At 70.8% G+C, this 18781-nt stretch carries 18 protein-coding genes and 1 pseudogene; 12 read left to right on the top strand and 7 right to left on the bottom strand.

From position 1 onward, the window contains the following. Nucleotides 1-101: 101 nt before the first annotated feature. On the bottom strand, nt 102-1430 hold the full coding sequence (locus H343_RS0116155) for a nicotinate phosphoribosyltransferase (protein ID WP_028432003.1): 1329 nt from the start codon (nt 1428-1430) through the stop codon (nt 102-104). 124 nt (nt 1431-1554) lie between these two features. Between H343_RS0116155 and clpS the strand changes: the two genes are divergently transcribed. The 6 genes from clpS (at nt 1555) to H343_RS0116125 (ending at nt 4676) form a co-directional block, all read left to right on the top strand. After that, entirely contained in the window at nt 1555-1866 is a 312-nt protein-coding gene (clpS, locus tag H343_RS0116150) for an ATP-dependent Clp protease adapter ClpS (protein ID WP_028432002.1), read from the top strand. Continuing rightward, nucleotides 1866-2486 carry a DUF2017 domain-containing protein gene (locus tag H343_RS0116145; RefSeq protein ID WP_028432001.1) on the top strand — a complete coding sequence of 207 codons (621 nt, stop codon included), beginning with the start codon at nt 1866-1868 and terminating at the stop codon, nt 2484-2486. The genes clpS and H343_RS0116145 overlap by 1 nt, the downstream gene beginning before the upstream one ends. A gap of 150 nt (nt 2487-2636) precedes the next feature. Then, nucleotides 2637-3062 carry a M67 family metallopeptidase gene (locus H343_RS0116140; RefSeq protein ID WP_028432000.1) on the top strand — a complete coding sequence of 142 codons (426 nt, stop codon included), beginning with the start codon at nt 2637-2639 and terminating at the stop codon, nt 3060-3062. 110 nt (nt 3063-3172) lie between these two features. Continuing rightward, a complete protein-coding gene (locus tag H343_RS34270; RefSeq protein WP_486586918.1) occupies nt 3173-3310 on the top strand; it encodes a putative leader peptide in 138 nt (45 codons plus the stop codon). A gap of 113 nt (nt 3311-3423) precedes the next feature. Further along, complete coding sequence (locus tag H343_RS0116130) at nt 3424-3726, top strand: MoaD/ThiS family protein (protein ID WP_028431999.1); 303 nt, start codon at nt 3424-3426, stop codon at nt 3724-3726. Continuing rightward, complete coding sequence (locus H343_RS0116125; protein ID WP_028431998.1) at nt 3726-4676, top strand: cysteine synthase; 951 nt, start codon at nt 3726-3728, stop codon at nt 4674-4676. Before H343_RS0116130 ends, H343_RS0116125 begins: the two co-directional genes overlap by 1 nt. A gap of 19 nt (nt 4677-4695) precedes the next feature. Here the strand turns inward: H343_RS0116125 and H343_RS0116120 are convergent, their stop codons facing one another. Continuing rightward, on the bottom strand, nt 4696-5133 hold the full coding sequence (locus tag H343_RS0116120; RefSeq protein WP_028431997.1) for a hypothetical protein: 438 nt from the start codon (nt 5131-5133) through the stop codon (nt 4696-4698). A gap of 163 nt (nt 5134-5296) precedes the next feature. Here H343_RS0116120 and H343_RS0116115 point away from each other — a divergent pair, with 163 nt between their 5' ends. Further along, the gene (locus H343_RS0116115) at nt 5297-6058 is read left to right on the top strand and encodes an MBL fold metallo-hydrolase (RefSeq protein ID WP_028431996.1); all 762 of its coding nucleotides are present in this window, start codon (nt 5297-5299) and stop codon (nt 6056-6058) included. Nucleotides 6059-6391: 333 nt separating this feature from the next. Here the strand turns inward: H343_RS0116115 and H343_RS30950 are convergent. Next, nucleotides 6392-7639, bottom strand: a pseudogene (locus H343_RS30950) (PTS transporter subunit EIIC); the annotation flags it as partial. Between the two features lie 252 nt (nt 7640-7891). Here H343_RS30950 and H343_RS0116105 point away from each other — a divergent pair. The 3 genes from H343_RS0116105 to H343_RS0116095 all read left to right on the top strand — a co-directional run bounded on the left by H343_RS0116105 (nt 7892) and on the right by H343_RS0116095 (nt 9495). Then, nucleotides 7892-8125 carry a PTS glucose/sucrose transporter subunit IIB gene (locus H343_RS0116105; RefSeq protein WP_028431995.1) on the top strand — a complete coding sequence of 78 codons (234 nt, stop codon included), beginning with the start codon at nt 7892-7894 and terminating at the stop codon, nt 8123-8125. A 66-nt stretch (nt 8126-8191) separates the two neighbouring features. Beyond that, on the top strand, nt 8192-8917 hold the full coding sequence (rph, locus tag H343_RS0116100; protein ID WP_028431994.1) for a ribonuclease PH: 726 nt from the start codon (nt 8192-8194) through the stop codon (nt 8915-8917). A gap of 197 nt (nt 8918-9114) precedes the next feature. Then, nucleotides 9115-9495 (top strand): hypothetical protein, encoded by a 381-nt coding sequence (locus tag H343_RS0116095; protein WP_037903889.1) that lies wholly within the window; start codon nt 9115-9117, stop codon nt 9493-9495. Between the two features lie 120 nt (nt 9496-9615). Here the strand turns inward: H343_RS0116095 and H343_RS0116090 are convergent, their stop codons facing one another. Further along, nucleotides 9616-11073 (bottom strand): DUF445 domain-containing protein, encoded by a 1458-nt coding sequence (locus H343_RS0116090; RefSeq protein WP_051265328.1) that lies wholly within the window; start codon nt 11071-11073, stop codon nt 9616-9618. Between the two features lie 223 nt (nt 11074-11296). Between H343_RS0116090 and H343_RS0116085 the strand changes: the two genes are divergently transcribed. Continuing rightward, nucleotides 11297-12595 carry an SGNH/GDSL hydrolase family protein gene (locus H343_RS0116085; protein WP_028431991.1) on the top strand — a complete coding sequence of 433 codons (1299 nt, stop codon included), beginning with the start codon at nt 11297-11299 and terminating at the stop codon, nt 12593-12595. A gap of 19 nt (nt 12596-12614) precedes the next feature. Here the strand turns inward: H343_RS0116085 and H343_RS0116080 are convergent, their stop codons facing one another. The 3 genes from H343_RS0116080 to H343_RS0116070 form a co-directional block, all read right to left on the bottom strand. Beyond that, a complete protein-coding gene (locus H343_RS0116080) occupies nt 12615-13580 on the bottom strand; it encodes an ATP-binding cassette domain-containing protein (protein WP_028431990.1) in 966 nt (321 codons plus the stop codon). A 93-nt stretch (nt 13581-13673) separates the two neighbouring features. Continuing rightward, complete coding sequence (locus H343_RS0116075) at nt 13674-14438, bottom strand: ABC transporter permease (RefSeq protein ID WP_078505744.1); 765 nt, start codon at nt 14436-14438, stop codon at nt 13674-13676. 193 nt (nt 14439-14631) lie between these two features. Beyond that, nucleotides 14632-15441 (bottom strand): ABC-2 family transporter protein, encoded by an 810-nt coding sequence (locus H343_RS0116070; RefSeq protein WP_028431988.1) that lies wholly within the window; start codon nt 15439-15441, stop codon nt 14632-14634. Nucleotides 15442-15690: 249 nt separating this feature from the next. Between H343_RS0116070 and H343_RS30945 the strand changes: the two genes are divergently transcribed. Continuing rightward, on the top strand, nt 15691-18729 hold the full coding sequence (locus H343_RS30945; protein WP_078505704.1) for a transglycosylase domain-containing protein: 3039 nt from the start codon (nt 15691-15693) through the stop codon (nt 18727-18729). The last annotated feature ends 52 nt before the right edge of the window (nt 18730-18781 follow it).

Genomic DNA, 18781 nt, shown 5'->3' with positions numbered 1-18781 from the left:
AGGTCGTGCCGGCCGCGGTGTGCGCGGCGGTCGCCACGACCCTAGGGATTCGGCCGCCTCCGCGGGAGGTCCCACGCACACCTGTCACGCGTACTGAGCTGTCATCTGTACTCGGTCGGCAGCACCGGTTCTCCGCGGGAGAGCTGCATGGCCGACATCGGCAGTCCGGCCAGTGCCTCGATGTGCCGGGCGCGGACGGTCTCCAGCCCTTCGCGTGCGACGACCTCGCCGCCGCGTACGAGCTCGGTCTGGAGCCGGGTGTCCGCCAGTTCGGGCGGCACCGGCCCGGTGCCGACCACCTCGGTGGCCGCGATGCCGTCCTTGTCCAGCTGCCGCGCGGCCCACTTCGCCCCGCCGGGCGAACTCTTGCCGCCCATCGACTTCTTCGCCACGGGACGCAGTGGTGCGCCGGGTGCGTCGGAGTCGGCGCGGGCGACGAGCTTGTAGACCATCGCGCAGGTGGGGTGGCCGCTGCCGGTGACCAGCTGGGTGCCGACGCCGTAGGCGTCGACCGGTGCCGCCGCCAGCGAGGCGATGGCGTACTCGTCCAGGTCGCTGGTGACCACGATCTTCGTCTGCCTGGCGCCGAGTTCGTCGAGCTGCTGGCGGACGCGGTGGGCGAGCAGCAGCAGGTCGCCGGAGTCGATGCGCACGGCGTCCAGGTCCGGGCCGGCGATCTCGACGGCGGTGCGTACGGCCTCGGTGACGTCGTAGGTGTCCACCAGCAGGGTCGTGTCGCTGCCGAGTGAGTCGACCTGTGCGGTGAAGGCGTCGCGCTCGCTGTCGTGCAGCAGGGTGAAGGAGTGGGCGCTGGTTCCGACGGTGGGGATGTCGTAGCGGAAGCCGGCGGCGAGGTCGGAGGTGGAGGAGAAACCGCCGAGATAGGCGGCGCGGGAGGCCGCCACGGCCGACAGTTCGTGCGTACGCCGCGCCCCCATCTCCACCAGGGGACGGCCGCCCGCGGCGACCGCCATCCGGGAGGCGGCGGCGGCGACGGCGGAGTCGTGGTTGAGGATCGAGAGGATCACCGTCTCCAGCAGCACGCACTCGGCGAAGCTGCCCTCCACCCGCATCACGGGGGAGCCGGGGAAGTAGACCTCGCCCTCGGGGTAGCCGTGGATGTCACCGCCGAAGCGGTAGCCGGAGAGCCACTCCAGGGTCGCCTCGTCGACGATGCCGCGCTCCCGCAGGAAGGCGAGGACCTGCTCGTCGAAGCGGAAGTTCTCCACGGCGTCCAGTACGCGGCCGGTGCCGGCGACGACCCCGTAGCGGCGGCCTTCGGGGAGCCGGCGGGCGAACACCTCGAAGACGCAGCGCCGTCGGGAGGTCCCGCCGCGAAGTGCGGCCTGGAGCATGGTGAGTTCGTACTGGTCGGTGAAGAGAGCCGTCGACGGCACGGCCACCGGCAGTCCCCTGTCGGCCATGGTCACTTGAACTCCTCGCTTGGGCTGGCCCCGTGGCGGGGCGGGACAACGCCGAGCGTACCGCACATCTCGTCAGTGTGACGATATCGGGTCGCGGCCGTTTGGCCTCCCGGCACCTGAGGGTGGCAGCATGGGACCCGTGAGTGTCGCCCCCGCAGAGATCGAACTCCCCGAGTCGGCCGAGGAACCCGTCGAGGTGCCCGAGCCGGACCTTCCCTGGGCGACGATCGTGCACAACGACCCGGTCAACCTCATGAGCTATGTGACCTACGTCTTCCGGAGCTACTTCGGCTATCCCAAGGAGAAGGCGAAGAAGCTGATGATGGACGTCCACCACAAGGGCCGGGCGGTCGTCTCCACCGGCAGCCGCGAAGAGATGGAGCGTGACGTGCAGGCGATGCACGGATACGGACTGTGGGCCACACTCCAGCAGGACCGCTGATGGCCGGCCACTTCGAGGCGACCGGTGACGGCGGCGCCGCCATCGCGCTGGACGAGGTCGAGATCTCGATCCTGCGCAGCCTCACCGTCCAGCTCCTGGAACTCGTCGGGCCCGGGGAGGAACCCGCCGGAGGAGCCGATCCGCTGGACGCCCTCCTCACAGACGGCCCGAGCGAACCGCCCTCCGACCCCGCGCTGGCCAGGCTCTTCCCGGACGCCTACGGCAGCGGCCCGGACAGGGCGCCGGAGGAGGAAGGGTCCGAGGAGCACCGTGCCTCGGCCGAGTTCCGGCGCTTCACCGAGAACGACCTGCGGACACGCAAGCGCGAGGACGGACTCGCGGTCGTGCGGACTCTGGACTCCCTCACCCCCGATCCGCCCGGCCCGCGCGGCGGCAGCGCCGGTGGTGCGGTGCTCACGCTCAAGCCCGAGGAGTCACGGCAGTGGCTCGGCGCGCTGAACGATCTGCGCCTGGTGATCGGCACCCGCCTCGAGGTGACCGACGAGGACGGCAGCGAGCTGTACTCACTGCCCGACGAGGACCCGCGCAAGCCGATGGTGATGGCCTACCTCTGGCTCGGCGGGCTGCAGGAGACGCTGGTCGAGACGCTGCTCCCCTGAGACGGCCGGTGAGGGGCCGGCGGGGCGGGCCCGACGGACCACCCGGAGACCGTCCGGCATCGCCCGTCCACGCGGGTGCCCGCGCTGCGGCCGCCCCTCCGCGGTCCCACCCCCGGCGGGCGGCCCGTGCCGTTGCATATCCTTCCGGACATGCTGACCATCACCCAGGAGCTGCACGACAAGATCGTCGCCCATGCCCGCAAGGACCACCCGGACGAGGCGTGCGGCGTCGTCGCGGGGCCGGCGGGGGGAGGGCGCCCCGAGCGTTTCATCCCCATGCTGAACGCGGCGCGCTCGCCCACCTTCTACGAGTTCGACTCGGCCGATCTGCTGCGCCTCTACCGCGAGATGGACGACCGGGACGAGGAGCCGGTGGTCATCTACCACTCGCACACCGCCACCGAGGCATACCCGTCGCGCACCGACATCAGCTACGCGAACGAGCCGGGCGCCCACTATGTCCTGGTCTCGACCGCCGAGTGCGGCAACGACGAAGGCCCGTTCTCCTTCCGGTCGTTCCGCATCGTGGACGGCGAAGTCACCGAGGAGGAGGTCCGGGTCGTGGCGGAGGACTGAGAAGGCGGAAACCGCAGGACAGAGCAGGGCAACTTGCTATTTGAGACGGATGTGTCCACATCATGAAACCCGCATCGGGTTCCGGGGCCGGGAATCGTTACGATGAGCCCATGGTTGTCCACGACGTGAGCGCATCTTCGAAGACCCCGGGCACGATGCTCGTCGGGCGCCTGCACGTCGATCTGTGCCGCCTCGCCAGCGCACTGGGGCGGCGGACGCGGCGCCGCGCGCACGCGACCTCCGTCTGACCCGGCCGTTCCCGGCCCCCGCAGGGTGAGGCCCGCGCCCGCGCGCAAGCGCTCACAGACGCACCCCGCACACCGCACAGTCCTGCCCGCCCCGCATCCACAGGAGCGCATCCATGGCCATCGAGGTCCGCATCCCGACCATCCTCCGCACCTACACCGACGGTGAGAAGTCCGTCCAGGGCGAAGGCGGCGACATCAAGGAGCTCTTCGACAACCTGGAGAGCCGCCACGCGGGCATCCAGGACCGTCTGGTCGACGGCGGAGAACTGCGCCGCTTCGTGAACGTCTACCTCAACGACGAGGACATCCGCTTCCTCGACGGCATCACCACCAAGGTGAGCGACGGCGACAGCGTGACCATCCTTCCCGCGGTCGCGGGCGGAGCGCCGGCCGGCCGCCGGGCGGGAACGCGCTGATGCGCTACGACTCCCCGCTGGCCGCCGTCGGCGACACCCCCCTGGTGCGGCTTCCGCGCCTGTCGCCCTCGGACGAGGTGCGCGTCTGGGCCAAGCTGGAGGACCGGAACCCGACCGGCTCCATCAAGGACCGTCCCGCCCTGCACATGATCGAACAGGCGGAGAAGGAAGGCCGGTTGACGCCCGGCTGCACCATCCTGGAGCCCACCTCCGGCAACACCGGCATCTCGCTCGCCATGGCGGCCAAGCTCAAGGGCTACCGCATGGTGTGCGTGATGCCGGAGAACACCAGCGAGGAGCGGCGCCAGCTGCTGGCCATGTGGGGAGCGGAGATCATCTCCTCGCCGGCGGCGGGCGGTTCGAACACGGCCGTACGCGTGGCGAAGGAGACCGCCGAGCAGAACCCGGAGTGGGTGATGCTCTACCAGTACGGCAACCCCGGCAACGCCGCCGCCCATTACTCCACCACCGGCCCGGAGATCCTCGCCGACCTGCCCTCCGTCACCCACTTCGTGGCGGGCCTGGGCACCACCGGCACCCTCATGGGCGCGGGCCGCTACCTTCGCGAACAGCGCCCGGACGTACAGATCGTCGCCGCCGAACCGCGCTACGACGACCTCGTCTACGGCCTGCGCAACCTCGACGAGGGCTTCGTGCCCGAGCTCTACGACGAGTCGGTGCTCACCGGCCGCTTCTCCGTCGGCTCCGAGGACGCGGTGACCCGTACGCGTGAACTCCTCGCCGAGGAAGGCATCTTCGCCGGCGTCTCCTCCGGCGCGGCACTGCACGCGGCACTCGGCGTCGGACGCAGGGCCCAACGGGCGGGCGAGAGCGCCGACATCGTCTTCGTCGTCGCCGACGCCGGGTGGAAGTACCTCTCCACGGGGATCTACACGGCCGCCTCCACGGACGCCGCGGTCGAGGCCCTGCAGGGGCAGCTCTGGGCCTGAGCCGCCTGAGCCGCCCGGTTCACTCCTGCCCGCCGTCCCCGCACAGGTGACGCACCCGTTCCCAGGTGTCCGGGTCGAGTTCGCCGGCGCGGTGCTCGAACTGCGCCAGCGGCACCCGGGTGACCGAGTCCGTGAGCAGAGTGCTCACCCGGCCCGGCGCGTCCGCGACGGTGCCAGGCGGCAGCGGGAGTTTCGCGGTGGCCCCCTGCAGGCCGGGGTCGCCGGGGCGTACGGCGCCGACCCGCGCCACACGGGCGTCCTCCAGCCGCACCGCCAGCACGAGCACCAGCAGCGGCGTCCTCGTCCACCAGATCTCGCCCGGACGCGGCCCGCGGTGGGGCAGCGGCACGCCGCCGCGACGCCGGCGCCGCCCGAGCCGCGCACCGCCGTCGACCAGGGCGGTCACCAGTGCCAGAGCGACGACGGCTCCCAGAGCGAGCCACCAACCGGTGTCCACGTCAGCTTCGCCTCCCGGACCTCGGCCGCCCACACCGCACAGATTGACGACCGTACCCCGCGCTGGTGATTCCGCCCACACCAGCACGCTCCTGAGGCCCGGCGCGGCACCGGGCGGCTTACGCTCGGAAAACCCCACAGCCGCCCACGGAGGTCTCCGCTTCATGAAGCTCACCGTCGTCGGCTGCTCCGGGTCCTTCCCCTCCGCGGAGTCCGCCTGTTCGAGCTATCTGGTGGAGGCCGACGGATACCGGCTGCTCCTCGACATGGGCAACGGCGCGCTCGGCGAACTGCAGCGGCACATCGGGCTCTACGACCTCGACGCCGTCGTACTCAGCCATCTGCATGCCGACCACTGCATCGACATGTGCGGCTACTTCGTGGCGCGCTACTACCGCCACGAGGGGGGACGTTGCGAACCCATCCCCGTGTTCGGGCCGCAGGGCACCGAGCGGAGGCTCGACCTCGCCTACGGTGACACGCCCTCCGACTCCGCGATGAGCGAGGTCTTCGACTTCCACACCCTCGTGGGGGACACCTCCTTCGAACTGGGCCCGTTCGAGATCCGCACGGCGGCGGTGGCCCATCCGGTGGAGGCCTACGCCTTCCGCGTCGTGCACAAAGTCACCGGCCACACGCTCGTCTACTCGGGTGACACCGGGCCGTGTCCCGAGCTGGCCGCCCTCTCCCGGCACGCGGACCTCTTCCTGTGCGAGGCCTCGTTCACGCACGGCAAGGAAGCCATCCCCGACCTGCATCTGACCGGACGTGAGGCGGGGGAGTGCGCACAGGAGGCGGGAGTGGGACAGCTCGTCCTCACGCACGTACCGCCCTGGACGGACGCCAAGGTCAACCTGCGGGACGCGAAGGACGCCTTCGAGGGCCCCGTGGAGCTGGCCAGGCCGGGAGCCGTGTACGAGCTGTAGACGCACGCGGGCCGCACGCGGGACGCGTGTGCCGCGCCCGCCGCGGAGGTGCGTGCGGCGGGCGCGAGCGGTGTTCTGCCGGCCTGGGTGGGCGTCTCCTGCTCAGATCCTCGCCGGGGTCTCCTCCTTGCCGCCGTCCTCGTCCCCGCCGTCCCCGCCGTCCCGGCCGTCACCCCGGTCCCCGTACTTCCGCCTGCCGCGGTCCCCGGAGGCTCCGCCGCCGGACTCTCCTGCTTCGCCGGCGGCCCGGTGCTCCTCCTTGTCCATGGTCTTGTCGGCGACCGTCTCGGTGGCGGTGGTGACCTTGACCGTGTCTGCCAGGGAGTCCCTGCCGGCCGTTCGCTCCTCACCCTCCGGGTCCGGTGCCTCGCGGCCCGGTGTGGGCAGGTCGAACTTGATGATCGCGAAGCGGAAGACCACGTAGTAGACAACGGCGAAGATCAGGCCCACCACGACCAGCCCCCACGGGTTCGTGGCGATTCCGAGGTTCAGCAGGAAGTCGATGGCGCCGGCGGAGAAGCCGAAGCCGCCCTTCATGCCCAGCGCCCAGACCAGCGCCATGGAGATGCCGGTCAGCACCGCGTGGATCGCGTAGAGCACCGGCGCGATGAACATGAAGCTGAACTCGATCGGCTCGGTCACTCCGGTGATGAAGGCGGTGAGCGCGAGGGAGATCATCAGCCCGCCGACGAGCTTGCGCCGCTCCGGGCGGGCGCAGTGGTACATCGCGAGACAGGCGGCGGGCAGCGCGAACATCATGATCGGGAAGAAGCCGGTCATGAACTGGCCCGCGCTGGGGTCACCGGCCAGGAAGCGCGCGATGTCGCCGTGCTGGCCCTTGTAGGAGCCGGCCTGGAACCACGGGAAGGAGTTGAGCAGGTGGTGCATGCCGATGGGGATCAGCGCCCTGTTGGCGACGCCGTAGACACCGGCACCCGCCGCGCCCGAGCCCACCAGCCACGTGCCGAACCCGTGCAGGCCCGTGCCCAGTACGGGCCAGATGTAGCCGAAGATCACGCCGATGAACAGGCCGGCGAAGGCCGAGAGGATCGGCACCAGCCGTCGCCCGCCGAAGAAGCCGAGCCAGTCCGGCAGCTTCTTGCGGTAGTACCGCTGGTAGAGGAGGGCGACCACGAGCCCCATCACCACGCCGCCCAGGACTCCGGCGTCCACGGGTGGGGCGGCCGTGCCCACCTCGCCGTCCACGACCTCCTCGACCTTGGGGAGGTTCCCGTCGGTGAAGGTCTCCAGCACGTTCTTGAAGACGAGGTAGCCGACGACGGCCGCGAGAGCGGTCGACCCGTCCGACTTGCGGGCGAAGCCCACGGCGATGCCGACGGCGAACAGCAGCGGCATGTTGTCGATCAAAGCTCCGCCGCCTGCGGCGAGGAACTCCGCGACGCGCTTGACGGAGGCCGGGAAGTCGGGGCGGCCGAGCATGTCCGGCTGGCCCAGCCGGACCATCAGCGCGGCGGCGGGCAGGGTGGCGATCGGCAGCATGAGGCTGCGGCCGATGCGCTGGGCGACGGCCATCGCGCCAGAGCCACGGCCCTTGTTCCGGGCTTCGCTTGCCGTGGTCATCAGCTTCCTCCAGTGGTCTGCGGGAGGTCGGACGTGCGGAGCTGACCCCTAATGGTTTAGACCTCTTGTAGCACGGCTGGGACGGGGCGGAAACCGGAGGCCGTTCCGCCTGCCGGGCCCGCATGTGTACCCCTGTCGAGGGGGAGCCTCACGGCACCCGTGGCCCGGGAGGCGGCTCGGGACAATTCCCCCATACTGGTGTAGACCTCCACCGGGGGCGTGGGCCGGAGCGCGGGAGATCAGGAGAGCGACATGAGCACCAAGGCTGAAAAGATCGTCGCCGGGCTCGGCGGTCTCGACAACATCTCCGAGATCGAGGGCTGCATCACACGCCTGCGCACCGAGGTCGCCGACCCCTCGCTCGTGGACGACGCCGCCCTCCGGGCCGCCGGCGCGCACGGAGTCGTAAGGATGGGATCGGCCATACAGGTCGTCATCGGCACCGACGCCGACCCTCTCGCGGGAGAGATCGAAGACATGATGTGACCCTTGTGCCGCGGCAGTTCACCCCGGCTGACCGGGGCAATGCGCCGTACGGACTAGGCTCGCACCATGACTCGTATCGACGGCCGAACGGCCGACCAGTTGCGTCCCGTCACCATCGATCGCGGCTGGAGCAAGCACGCCGAGGGATCGGTGCTGATCGCTTTCGGCGACACCCGGGTCCTGTGCACCGCCAGCGTCACCGAAGGCGTCCCCCGCTGGCGGAAAGGCAGCGGCGAAGGATGGGTCACCTCCGAGTACGCGATGCTTCCCCGCTCCACCAACACCCGCGGCGACCGCGAGTCCGTGCGGGGCAAGATCGGCGGACGTACGCACGAGATCTCCCGCCTGATCGGCCGCTCCCTGCGCGCCGTCGTGGACGCCAAGGCGCTCGGTGAGAACACCGTCGTCCTCGACTGCGACGTCCTCCAGGCCGACGGCGGCACCCGTACCGCCGCCATCACCGGCGCCTACGTGGCGCTGGCCGACGCCGTCGGCTGGGCGCAGCGGAACAAGCTGATCAAGAGCAAGGCGCAGCCGCTGACCGGAACGGTCGCCGCCGTCAGCGTCGGCATCGTCGACGGCGTGCCGCTGCTGGACCTTTGCTACGAGGAGGACGTGCGGGCCGAGACGGACATGAACGTGGTCTGCACCGGCGACGGGCGCTTCGTCGAGGTCCAGGGCACCGCGGAGGGCGAGCCGTTCGCCCGTTCCGAACTCGACGGGCTGCTCGATCTCGCGGTCAAGGGCTGTGCCCAGCTGGACGGCACGCAGCGGCAGGCGATCGGCAGCTGAGGCGTCTTTTCGGCCGGACAGGTGCAACCGGCCCCGTCCGGGCGGCGGTTGGGGACCGCCGCCGCACCCGGTGCGCAGAGGCGGTGAGAATTCCCGCCGGAACGGGAAACTTTGCGCGTGCTTTACGCGTCATAGTCAGTACGGGCCGCGCGAGTCATATCGCGCGGCCCGTCCACTGACAAGGAGAGAGGCCCCCAGTGCGACGTTCCCCCGTGCTCGCCACGCTCGGCACCACCGCCCTCGCGGCCCTGGCCCTGACCGGATGCAGTGCGGTGGACAAGGCCGTCAGCTGTGCCAACACCGCGGTCACCGTCGCCGAGTCGGCCGAAGACCTCGAACAGGCGCTGGCCGGTGCCTCGGAGGACCCTCAGCAGGCCCAGGAGTCGCTGGACCGCATCGAGAAGAACCTGGGGAAGATAGACGAGAGCACGGGTGACGCCGACGTCGGCAAGGCCGTCGACGAGATGGACGCCGCCGTCGGGGACGCCGCCAAGGCACTCGACGAGGGGCGTGACCCGGACATACGTCCCGTGGGCCGGGCCGCGGACGAGCTGTCCAAGGTCTGCACGCAGAACTGACGCACCCTGCCGCCGAACCCCCGCCGCGCCGCCGCAGGTTCGGAGGCCGGGGCCGCCCGCGGCGCCGGCGCACCCGCGGCGGGGCACCCGCCTGCCGGGCGGCTTCCCCCGCCCGGCTCCTCAGCCGGAGATCAGCGTCACCGCGGTGTAGATCGCCAGTCCGGCCAGGGCGCCCACCACGGTGCCGTTCAGCCGGATGAACTGCAGATCGCGGCCGATGTGCGCCTCGATCTTCTTCGACGTGTGCTCCGCGTCCCAGCTCGCGATCGTTTCGGTGATCAGCGAGGTGATCTCGTCCCGGTAGGTCGTCACCACGTACACCGCCGCGTCCTCGATCCAGCCGTCGACCTTGCCCTGCAGACGGTCGTCGCCCGCCATCCGCATCCCCAGCGAGAGCAGCGACGCCCGCGCCCGCACGCGCAGTTCACTGCCCTCGTCCTCGGCCGCCGCGACGACCATCGTGCGCACCGCGTTCCAGGCGGAGGCGATCAGATCCTGCACCTCCGTACGGCCGAGGACCTCGCTCTTGAGGCGTTCGACCCGCGCACGTGTCTCCGCGTCCGACTGCAGGTCCGAGGCGAAGTCGGTGAGGAAGCGGTCGACGGCGCCGCGGGCCGGGTGCTCGGGCATGTCCCGCATCTCCGTGACGAACCGCAGCAGTTCGCGGTAGACGCGGTCGCCGACCCGCCGGTCCACGAAGCGCGGCGTCCAGCCCGGCGCGCCGCCGGTGACGGCGTCCATCACGGAGTCGCTGTGCGCCTCCAGCCAGTCGGCGGCCCGCGCGCACACCAGATCCACCAGCCGCCTGTGGCCGCCGTCCACGACGACCCGCTCCAGCATCGAGCCGAGGCCGGGTGCGATCTCCTGGGCGTCGGCCCGCCGCGTGATGGCTTCGCCCACCACCGCCTGCACGTCCGAGTCCCGCAGCACCGCCAGCGCGCCGCGCAGGGCGGTGGCCAGTTCGGCCGTGACCCGGTCCGCGTGCTCCGGCTCGGCGAGCCAGGCTCCCAGCCGGCTGCCGATGCCCACGCTGCGCAGCCGCGTACGGACGACGTCGGCGGAGAGGAAGTTCTCACCGACGAAGTCGCCCAGGCTCTGACCGAGTTGGTCCTTCTTGGTGGGGATGATCGCGGTGTGCGGGATGGGCAGACCGAGCGGCCGGCGGAAGAGCGCCGTCACTGCGAACCAGTCCGCCAGGGCGCCCACCATCCCGGCCTCCGCGGCGGCGGCCACGAAACCGGTCCAACCGCCCGCACCCTCGTGCTGCGCCCACTTGGCCAGCACGAAGACCGTCGCCATGAGTACCAGCGCGCCGGTGGCGATGGTCTTCATCCGGCGTACGCCCCGGCGCTTCTCCTCGTCCGCGGCGGTGAAGGTGCCCATGCCGCCAGGTCCGCCGAGCCGCGCACCGCTGCCCCCGGGCCGCCGCGGAGGCCCCGAGGGCTCGCCGTCCTTGCCCGAAGTGCCTCCCGGAGTACGCCCGTTGGCGTGACCGGACCGCTGAGCGGTCCCGCTTGTGACTGACCTCACTCCGCCGTTGTCTCCGGCGGTGACCTCGCCTGCTTTTGCCCGATCCATCCACTCCACCGTTCGGCCGGCCCCCTCTACAGTGTCCCAATGTGCCCGGCAGGTGGAACGGAGCCCGGCAATTCGGCGTCTGTCCGAGCGGGTGACGACGATGTCCCCTGCGGCCGGGCCCCTGCGGGAGACCCGCGCCGCGATCGTGGGATCATGCCACCGCGACCACTCGGAGCCCCGGGCTCCGCCTGCCCGAGGAGTTACACCGAGCGTGACCAGAAACATGGGTTATGCGTTGCTGGCCGGACTGGCGGCCATCGTCGTCCTCGTATCCACCGCTGTCTTCATCGGCGTGGGGAGCGACGACGGCAGCCTCGACGGCACCTCGCAGAGCAGCCGTGACTCCGCGGCGCCCGCCTCCTCCGGCAACTGGGTGGGCACATGGTCGGCCCCCGCCGTCGCGGCCGAGCCCAACACGAAGGACGGCTTCGCCAAGATGTCGATACGGAACGTCGTGCACACCTCCGTCGGTGGCACAGGCGCCCGTATCACCCTCTCCAACCTCTACGGCACCAAGCCGCTGACCGTCACCCACGCGACCGTCGCCCTCGCCGCCGCACCCAGCAACCCCACCGCCGCCACCGGCACCATGCAACGGCTGACCTTCGGCAACTCCCACACCGTGACCATCCCCCCGGGCCGCGCCGCCACCAGCGACGCCGTACGGCTCAACGTCCCGCACGCCGCCGACCTCCTCGTGACCACCTACTCCCCGACACCGTCCGGGCCGGTGACCTACCACCCCTACGCCCGGCAGACCAGCTACGTCGCCCAGGGAGACAAGGCCAGCGAGACCTCAGGAACCGGCTTCACCGAGCAGAGCCCCTACTGGCGCTACCTCACCTCCGTCGACGTGTGGAGCAACGAGACCCGCGGCGCCGTCGCCGTGCTCGGCGACTCCATCACCGACGGCATCACCTCCAGCCCCGGAGCCAACCGCCGCTGGACCGACTTCCTCGCCGAACGGCTGCGCACCGAACGCGACGCACCCCGCTACAGCGTCCTCAACGGCGGCATCAGCGGAAACCGCGTCCTCGTCGACGGCAGCCGCTACTCACCCAACAACGGCCCCAGCGGCCTGTCCCGCCTGGAGCGCGACATCCTCTCCCGCGCCGGGGTGAAGGCCGTCGTCATCGAGATGGGCCTCAACGACATCATCAAGCCGCCGCGGCAGCGCGACGCGGACAAGATCGTCGCCGGGCTGCGTCAGCTGGTACGGGACGCGCACGCCCGCGGCCTGCGCGTCGTCGGCGGCACACTCACACCCTTCGGCGGCCACCGCGGCTACCGGCAGCAGCTGGACGCCACCCGCGAGCAGGTCAACGAGCAGATCCGCTCCGGCAAGGTCTTCGACGCCGTCGTCGACTTCGACGCCGCCCTCCGCGACCCGGCCGACCCCAGCAGGCTGCGCCCCGCCTACGACTCCGGCGACCACCTGCACCCCAGCGACAACGGCTACCGCGCCATGGCCGAGGCCCTGGACCTGCGACTCCTCAAGGGCTCCTCACCGGCCAAGACCTGAGCGGGCACGCGGGCCGCGCTCAACGGCCCGAGTACATTCGCGCGATGACGTCCTCGATGTCCGGCTCCCGCACCGACAGGTCCACCAGCGGATAACCGTCCGCGACCTGGGCGACGATCGGCGCGGCGCTCGCCGAGGCCGGGAAGGCGAGCCACTGGCGCGGGCCCTGCGTCCGTACGGTCCGCGCACCCGCGATCCCCTCGATCGGCGGCAGCTCCCGCTCCAGATCCACCACCAGGGTCCGCTCGCTCTCGCCCACCTCGTGCAGCCCGGCCTGAGCCCCGTCGTACATCAGCCGGCCGTGGTCGATGACCATCACGCGCTCGCACAGCTGCTCGATGTCGGTGAGGTCGTGCGTCGTCAGCAGCACGGTCGTGCCCTCCTCCGCGTTCAGGTCGCGCAGGAAACGGCGCACCGTCGCCTTGCTGACGACATCCAGCCCGATCGTGGGCTCGTCCAGGTAGAGCACGTCGGGGTCGTGCAGCAGCGCCGCCGCGATGTCGCCGCGCATCCGCTGCCCCAGCGAAAGCTGCCGAACCGGCACGTCCAACAGCGCCTCAAGCTCCAGCAGTTCGACGCAGCGCTCCAGGTTCGCCCGGTAACGGCCCTCCGGGATGCGGTACATACGGCGCACCAGACCGTAGGAGTCACGCAGCGGCAGGTCCCACCACAGCGTGGTGCGCTGCCCGAAGACCACCCCGATGCGGCGGGCCAGCCTGGTGCGTTCACGGGACGGATCGATCCCCGCAACCCGCAGCCGCCCCCCGCTGGGGGTGAGGATGCCGGTGAGCATCTTGACGGTCGTCGACTTGCCCGCGCCGTTGGGCCCGATGTACCCGACCATCTCGCCGCGCCGGACGGTGAAGGAGATCCCGTCCACGGCACGCACCTCCTGCCGCGTCCGGCGCAGCCCACGCCGGCGGCGCCGCACTTGGAAGACCTTCCGCAGGTCCTCCAGCACGATGAAGCCCTCGCCCTCGCTCATCTCCCCACTTCCCCTCCTACTGGTCCCACCGGTCCCACCGGTCCCACCGGTCCCACCGGTCCCACTGGTCGCGCCTCCCGCCGCACCGGCCGCTCAGCTGCCCGTACTCCGGTACGCGCGCAGCCCCGCCCGCCACGCCAGGCCCGCCGTCGCACAGCAGACCGCCGCCACCAGGGGACCGGCGAAGTCCACCCAGCCCGGCAGCCCCAGAGGATCGTCCCGGCCCAACAGCCGCAGGACCGGCAGCCAGTTGACGAAGGCGAGCGGAACCACGAACGTCACCCCGCGCACCAGGTCCCTGGCGAAGATCGTCGGCGGGTACTCCAGCAGGGTCGCGCCGCCGTAGGTGAAGGAGTTCTGCACCTCGGCGGCGTCCTGCGCCCAGAACTGGAACGCGCCGCCCAGCACGAAGACCGCCCCGAATATCGCGGCGCCGCTCAGCAGCGTCGCCGCCAGCAGCAGCGGCGTCCACGGCGACCGGTCCAGATCCACGCCGCTCAGCGCCCATCCCAGCACCAGGAAGCTCTGGGCGACCCGCCCCAGCCGCCGCAACGCGAACCGGTCGGCCGCGACCTGCGCCAGAGCGGGCACCGGACGCACCAGCATGGTGTCCATCGTGCCGTCCCGCACTCGCACGCCCACCCGGTCGAAGGAGCCCAGCACCAGATCCGCCAGGGCCAGCGAGGCGGAGGAGGTGCCGTAGAGCAAGGCCACCTCGTGCAGGGAGAAGCCCCCGAGGGTGTCCACGTGCGAGAACATGATCATGATGGCGACGAAGTCGAGCGCCGTCATCGCGAAGCTGCCCACCAGCATCATCACGAACGACGCCCGGTAGGCCATCGTCGAGCGCACCCACATCGCCGCGATGAAGCCGTACGCGCGCACGCCCCACCACACCCGTGCGAACGGGCCCTCCGCGGGGAGGGCCTCCGACCGGGCGACGGCCTCCGACCCGGGGACGGCCTCCGCGCCGACGTCCGTCCGCCTCCGCGGCGAAGCCCGCGAGCCGTGCTCCTGCCCCCGCCACGGCGATCCGCCCGGCAACCGCGTCTCAGCCACCCTGGACCACGACCTTCCGGGTGGCCAGCGACTGCAGCACCCTGCCCGCCGCCAGCAGCACCACCGCCCACACCGCCTGGAAACCGAAAGCGCTCAGCAGACCCGCCCCCTCGTACTCGCCCAGCAGCACGTCCGCCGGAACCTGGAGCGTCGCCGCCCACGGCAGCAGGCGCACCACCTCCCCGAAGACGCCGGGGAAGACGGTGAGCGGCAGCAGCATCCCGGAGAAGAACATGCTCAGCAGGGTGCTCAGCATGTTCAGCCCCGCCCCGTCGAGCAGCCAGAAGGCGCTGAGCGCGAAGAGATAGCGCAGCCCGAAGCCGGTGACGACGCCCAGAGTCACCGACGCCAGGAAAGCGGTCCATGCCAACGGCGAGGTGGGCAGGGCCAGTTCGAAGAAGATCGCACCGACGGCCACCGGTGCGATGCCCCGCCCCAGGAGGTGGAAGGCCGCCCGGCCGAGATCGGCCGCCAGCCACCACAGCTGGAGATCGACGGGACGGTAGAGATCCACGACCACATCGCCCGTACGGATGCGCTCCTGCAGCTCCTCCTGGAAGCCGCCGCCGATCAGCGCCGCCGCCGCGAGCATCGCCTGGCCGATCCAGACGAAGGTCAGCGCCTGCGCCTGGTCGTACCCGCCGAGGTGAGGCCGCTCACTCCACAGTGCCCCGAAGGTGTAGGCGAGGATGAAGCCGAAGACGGTGTTGGTGAAGACGCCGGCGACGGTCGCGATCCGGTACGTGGCATATCGGCGGAAACCGCTGGTCGCCACAGTGAAATAGACGCCGCGAAGGCGCATCCTTTTGAAGCCTTTCTCCGTCTTCCCCTGTAGTGCTTCCTCACGATTGCGAAACGAGGGAGCCTAGCTCACCGGCGGAGCGGGCAGCCAAGGGTTATTCGCGTGCACGGCCGCCGACGGCGGCACGTACAGTGACGGGGCCGCTCCTCGCGTAAGGCCGACCCCGGTGAGCAGCACGATCGAGGCAACGGTGTCTTATGGGGCGCACGAGGTTATTCGCCCGGATTTGGACGAGGGGTTCCGGAAGAGATGAGCGACGAGCCGAAAAACACGGGCGAGGGCACCGAGTCCGACCCCGTTCCCGCGGCCGAGTCCGAGCCCGTTTCCAAGCACGAGAATGCAGCTGAGCACGGGAATGCCGCGCAGCACGAGGCCGAGAGCGCTCCCCGTCCTGAATCGGGGTCCGAGGCCGGGCCGGCGGAGACCGGGCCGGCGGCCGAGACCGGGCCGGCGGCGGAGGGTGCTGCCGACGCAGGGGCAGAGCGCGAGTCCGTGACGGAGACCGAGCCCGGGGCGGACACCGAGGCCCAGCCCATGCCGGAGGCCGCGCCCGTGCCCGAGGCGGCTTCGGGGGAGGAGCCGGTGACTCCGCCCCGGTCCGCGGCGGAGTCCGAGTCCGAGTCCGAGTCCGAAGAAGCTGAGCGTGCTTCTTCTGAGCCGCCCGAGCCGGAGGCCGAGGGCCTTTCCCGTCCCGAGGCCGGGAGCGTTCCAGGACCGGCGCCCGTGGACGAGCCGGCGGCGGAGACCGAGTCCGCTGCGCAGCCCGTCGCCGAGGCCGAGCCCGAGGCGGGCACCGAAGCCGTACCCCGGCCCGAACCCGGAACCGAACCTGCTCCGGAACCCGCGACCCGGGCTCTGCCCCAGTCCGTACCCGAGCCCGAGCCCGAGTCCGCGCCTGAGCCCGCTGTTGCATCCGGTCCCGAGTCTGCCTCCGGTGCGGAGCCCCACCCCGATCCCGATCCCGCTCCCGAGCCCGCCGCGGCCGCCGCCTCAGCTTCCGATTCCGCGGCGTCGAAGGGCGCGTCACGGCCCCCGAAGTCCAGGACCGGACTGCGACGGCTTGTTCCCACCTGGCGCTTCCTGCTGGGCGTGACCGTGCTCGGACTCGTACTCGTCTGCGGCGCGCTCATCGCGGGCTACCTGCTCGTCAGCATTCCCACGCCGAACAAGGCCGCCGCCGCACAGACGAACGTCTACCTCTACTCCGACGGCAGCCAGATCGCCCGCGACGGCGAGATCAACAGGGAGAACGTCGACCTCGCGCAGATCCCCAAGCGCACCCAGGAAGCCGTCCTGGCAGCCGAGGACCGCGAGTTCTACCAGGAGTCGGCCGTCGACCCGAAGGCCATGATCCGCGCCGGCTGGAACATGCTCACCGGAGGCGGCAAGCAGTCCGGCTCCACCATCACCCAGCAGTACGTGAAGAACTACTACCTCAGCCAGGACCAGACCCTCACCCGCAAGGGCAAGGAGTTCTTCATCGCCCTCAAGCTGGACAACGAGGTCAGCAAGAACGACATACTCGAGGGCTACCTCAACACCAGCTACTTCGGCCGCAACGCCTACGGCATCCAGGCAGCCGCCCAGGCCTACTACGGCAAGGACATCTCCGAGGTCACCACCGCGGAGGGCGCCTACCTCGCGGCGCTGGTCAACTCGCCCAACGCCTACGACACCCGGGCCCACCCCGAGAACCGCCAACGGGCCGTCTCCCGCTGGCACTACGTCCTCGACGGCATGATCGAGAAGGGGTGGCTCAGCGAGGCCGCCGCTGAGCGCATGCAGTTCCCCGAGCCCGGTCCCGCCAAGCCCTCCACCGGCATGTCCGGCCAGCGCGGCTACCTCGTCGAAGCGGTCAAGAACTACCTCATCGGCAACGACATCATCGAGGAACGGACCCTCGCCGCAGGCGGCTTCCGCATCACCACCACCCTCGACCCCAAGCGGCAGAAGGCCATGCGCGAAGCGGTGGACGAGCGGCTGATGTCCAAGCTGGACAAGGACCGCAAGGTCGACAAGTACGTGCGCGCGGGCGGCACTTCGGTCGATCCGAAGACCGGGAAGATCGTCGCCATGTACGGCGGCATCGACTACACCGAGCAGTACGTCAACAACGCCACCCGCCGCGACTACCAGGTCGGCTCCACCTTCAAGCCGTTCATCTTCACCTCCGCCCTGAAGAACGACTCCCGTACGCAGGACGGCCGCCGCATCACCGCCGGCACCGTCTACGACGGCACCAACAAGCGCGAGGTCGTCAGCGACGGCAACGGCACCGACTACGCCCCGGAGAACGAGGACCAGAAGTCCTACGGGCAGATCCCCGTCTCCGAGGCCATGAACAAGTCCGTCAACTCCGTCTTCGCGCAGATGGGCGTCGACGTCGGGCCCAAGAAGGTCAAGCAGACAGCCATCGACCTCGGCCTGCCCGAGGAGACCCCCAACATGCCCGAGGACGGCTCCATCTCCCTCGGCGTCGCCACCGCCTCCACCACCGACATGGCGGAGGCGTACGCGACCCTCGCCAACCACGGAAAGCACGGCCACTACCGCCTCGTGGAGAAGGCCACCCACGGCGGCGAAGCCGTCGAACTGCCCGAGCGGGAGGTCGAACAGGCGGTGCCGCGCGACGCCGCCGACTCCACGACTGCCGTACTGCGCAAGGTCATTCAGGGCGGCACGGGCACCGCCGCGCAGAGCGCCGGACGCCCCGCGGCGGGCAAGACCGGCACCGCGGAGGAGGACAAGGCCGCCTGGTTCGCGGGCTACACGCCCGAACTGGCCACCGTCATCAGTGTGATGGGCCAGAACTCAGAGACCGGCGTGCAGCAGCCCCTGTACGGAGCCGCGGGACTTCCACGCATCAACGGCGGCGGCTTCCCCGCCGAGATCTGGGGCGACTACACCAAGGCCGCCCTCGAAGGCCGGCCCGTCAGCGACTTCGACCTCAAGACCGACGGCGGCGACGACATCCCCAGTTCCCCGTCCGCCGGCCCCAGCACCTCCGAGCCGCCGGCCGACCCCAGTACGTCCGAGCCCCCGACATCCGGTCCGACGACACCGCCCACCGACCCCGGAACCCCCAGCACACCGCCCTCCGAACCCCCCACAGGGCCGGGCACCCCGCCCACCGGCGGCCAGGAAGGCGGAAACACGGAAGGGAACCAGGGCGGCACCGACGGAGGCGACACCACGACCGGCCCCGGCGGTGACGCGGGCTGGCAGGGCGGCAACACGGCCGCCGGGCCCGCGGCCGCCCGTACGGAAGAGGAACCGCAGTGGGAATGACCCCTCACTGAGCCCCCACAGTCCTCTCCTGGCCCCTCAATTCCCCTGAGGG

This window comes from Streptomyces sp. TAA204 (assembly GCF_000424965.1).
The sequence above is the reverse complement of the archived record's forward strand: the minus strand, read 5'-3'. Positions and strand labels throughout refer to the sequence as shown.

Coding starts and splice junctions, on each gene's coding strand:
- clpS (WP_028432002.1), top strand. CDS start 1,555: ATGGGACCCGTGAGTGTCGCCCCCGCAGAGATCGAACTCCCCGAGTCG.
- H343_RS0116145 (WP_028432001.1), top strand. CDS start 1,866: ATGGCCGGCCACTTCGAGGCGACCGGTGACGGCGGCGCCGCCATCGCG.
- H343_RS0116140 (WP_028432000.1), top strand. CDS start 2,637: ATGCTGACCATCACCCAGGAGCTGCACGACAAGATCGTCGCCCATGCC.
- H343_RS34270 (WP_486586918.1), top strand. CDS start 3,173: ATGGTTGTCCACGACGTGAGCGCATCTTCGAAGACCCCGGGCACGATG.
- H343_RS0116130 (WP_028431999.1), top strand. CDS start 3,424: ATGGCCATCGAGGTCCGCATCCCGACCATCCTCCGCACCTACACCGAC.
- H343_RS0116125 (WP_028431998.1), top strand. CDS start 3,726: ATGCGCTACGACTCCCCGCTGGCCGCCGTCGGCGACACCCCCCTGGTG.
- H343_RS0116115 (WP_028431996.1), top strand. CDS start 5,297: ATGAAGCTCACCGTCGTCGGCTGCTCCGGGTCCTTCCCCTCCGCGGAG.
- H343_RS0116105 (WP_028431995.1), top strand. CDS start 7,892: ATGAGCACCAAGGCTGAAAAGATCGTCGCCGGGCTCGGCGGTCTCGAC.
- rph (WP_028431994.1), top strand. CDS start 8,192: ATGACTCGTATCGACGGCCGAACGGCCGACCAGTTGCGTCCCGTCACC.
- H343_RS0116090 (WP_051265328.1), bottom strand. CDS start 11,073: ATGGATCGGGCAAAAGCAGGCGAGGTCACCGCCGGAGACAACGGCGGA.
- H343_RS0116085 (WP_028431991.1), top strand. CDS start 11,297: ATGGGTTATGCGTTGCTGGCCGGACTGGCGGCCATCGTCGTCCTCGTA.
- H343_RS0116080 (WP_028431990.1), bottom strand. CDS start 13,580: ATGAGCGAGGGCGAGGGCTTCATCGTGCTGGAGGACCTGCGGAAGGTC.
- H343_RS0116075 (WP_078505744.1), bottom strand. CDS start 14,438: ATGTGGGTGCGCTCGACGATGGCCTACCGGGCGTCGTTCGTGATGATG.
- H343_RS0116070 (WP_028431988.1), bottom strand. CDS start 15,441: ATGCGCCTTCGCGGCGTCTATTTCACTGTGGCGACCAGCGGTTTCCGC.
- H343_RS30945 (WP_078505704.1), top strand. CDS start 15,691: ATGAGCGACGAGCCGAAAAACACGGGCGAGGGCACCGAGTCCGACCCC.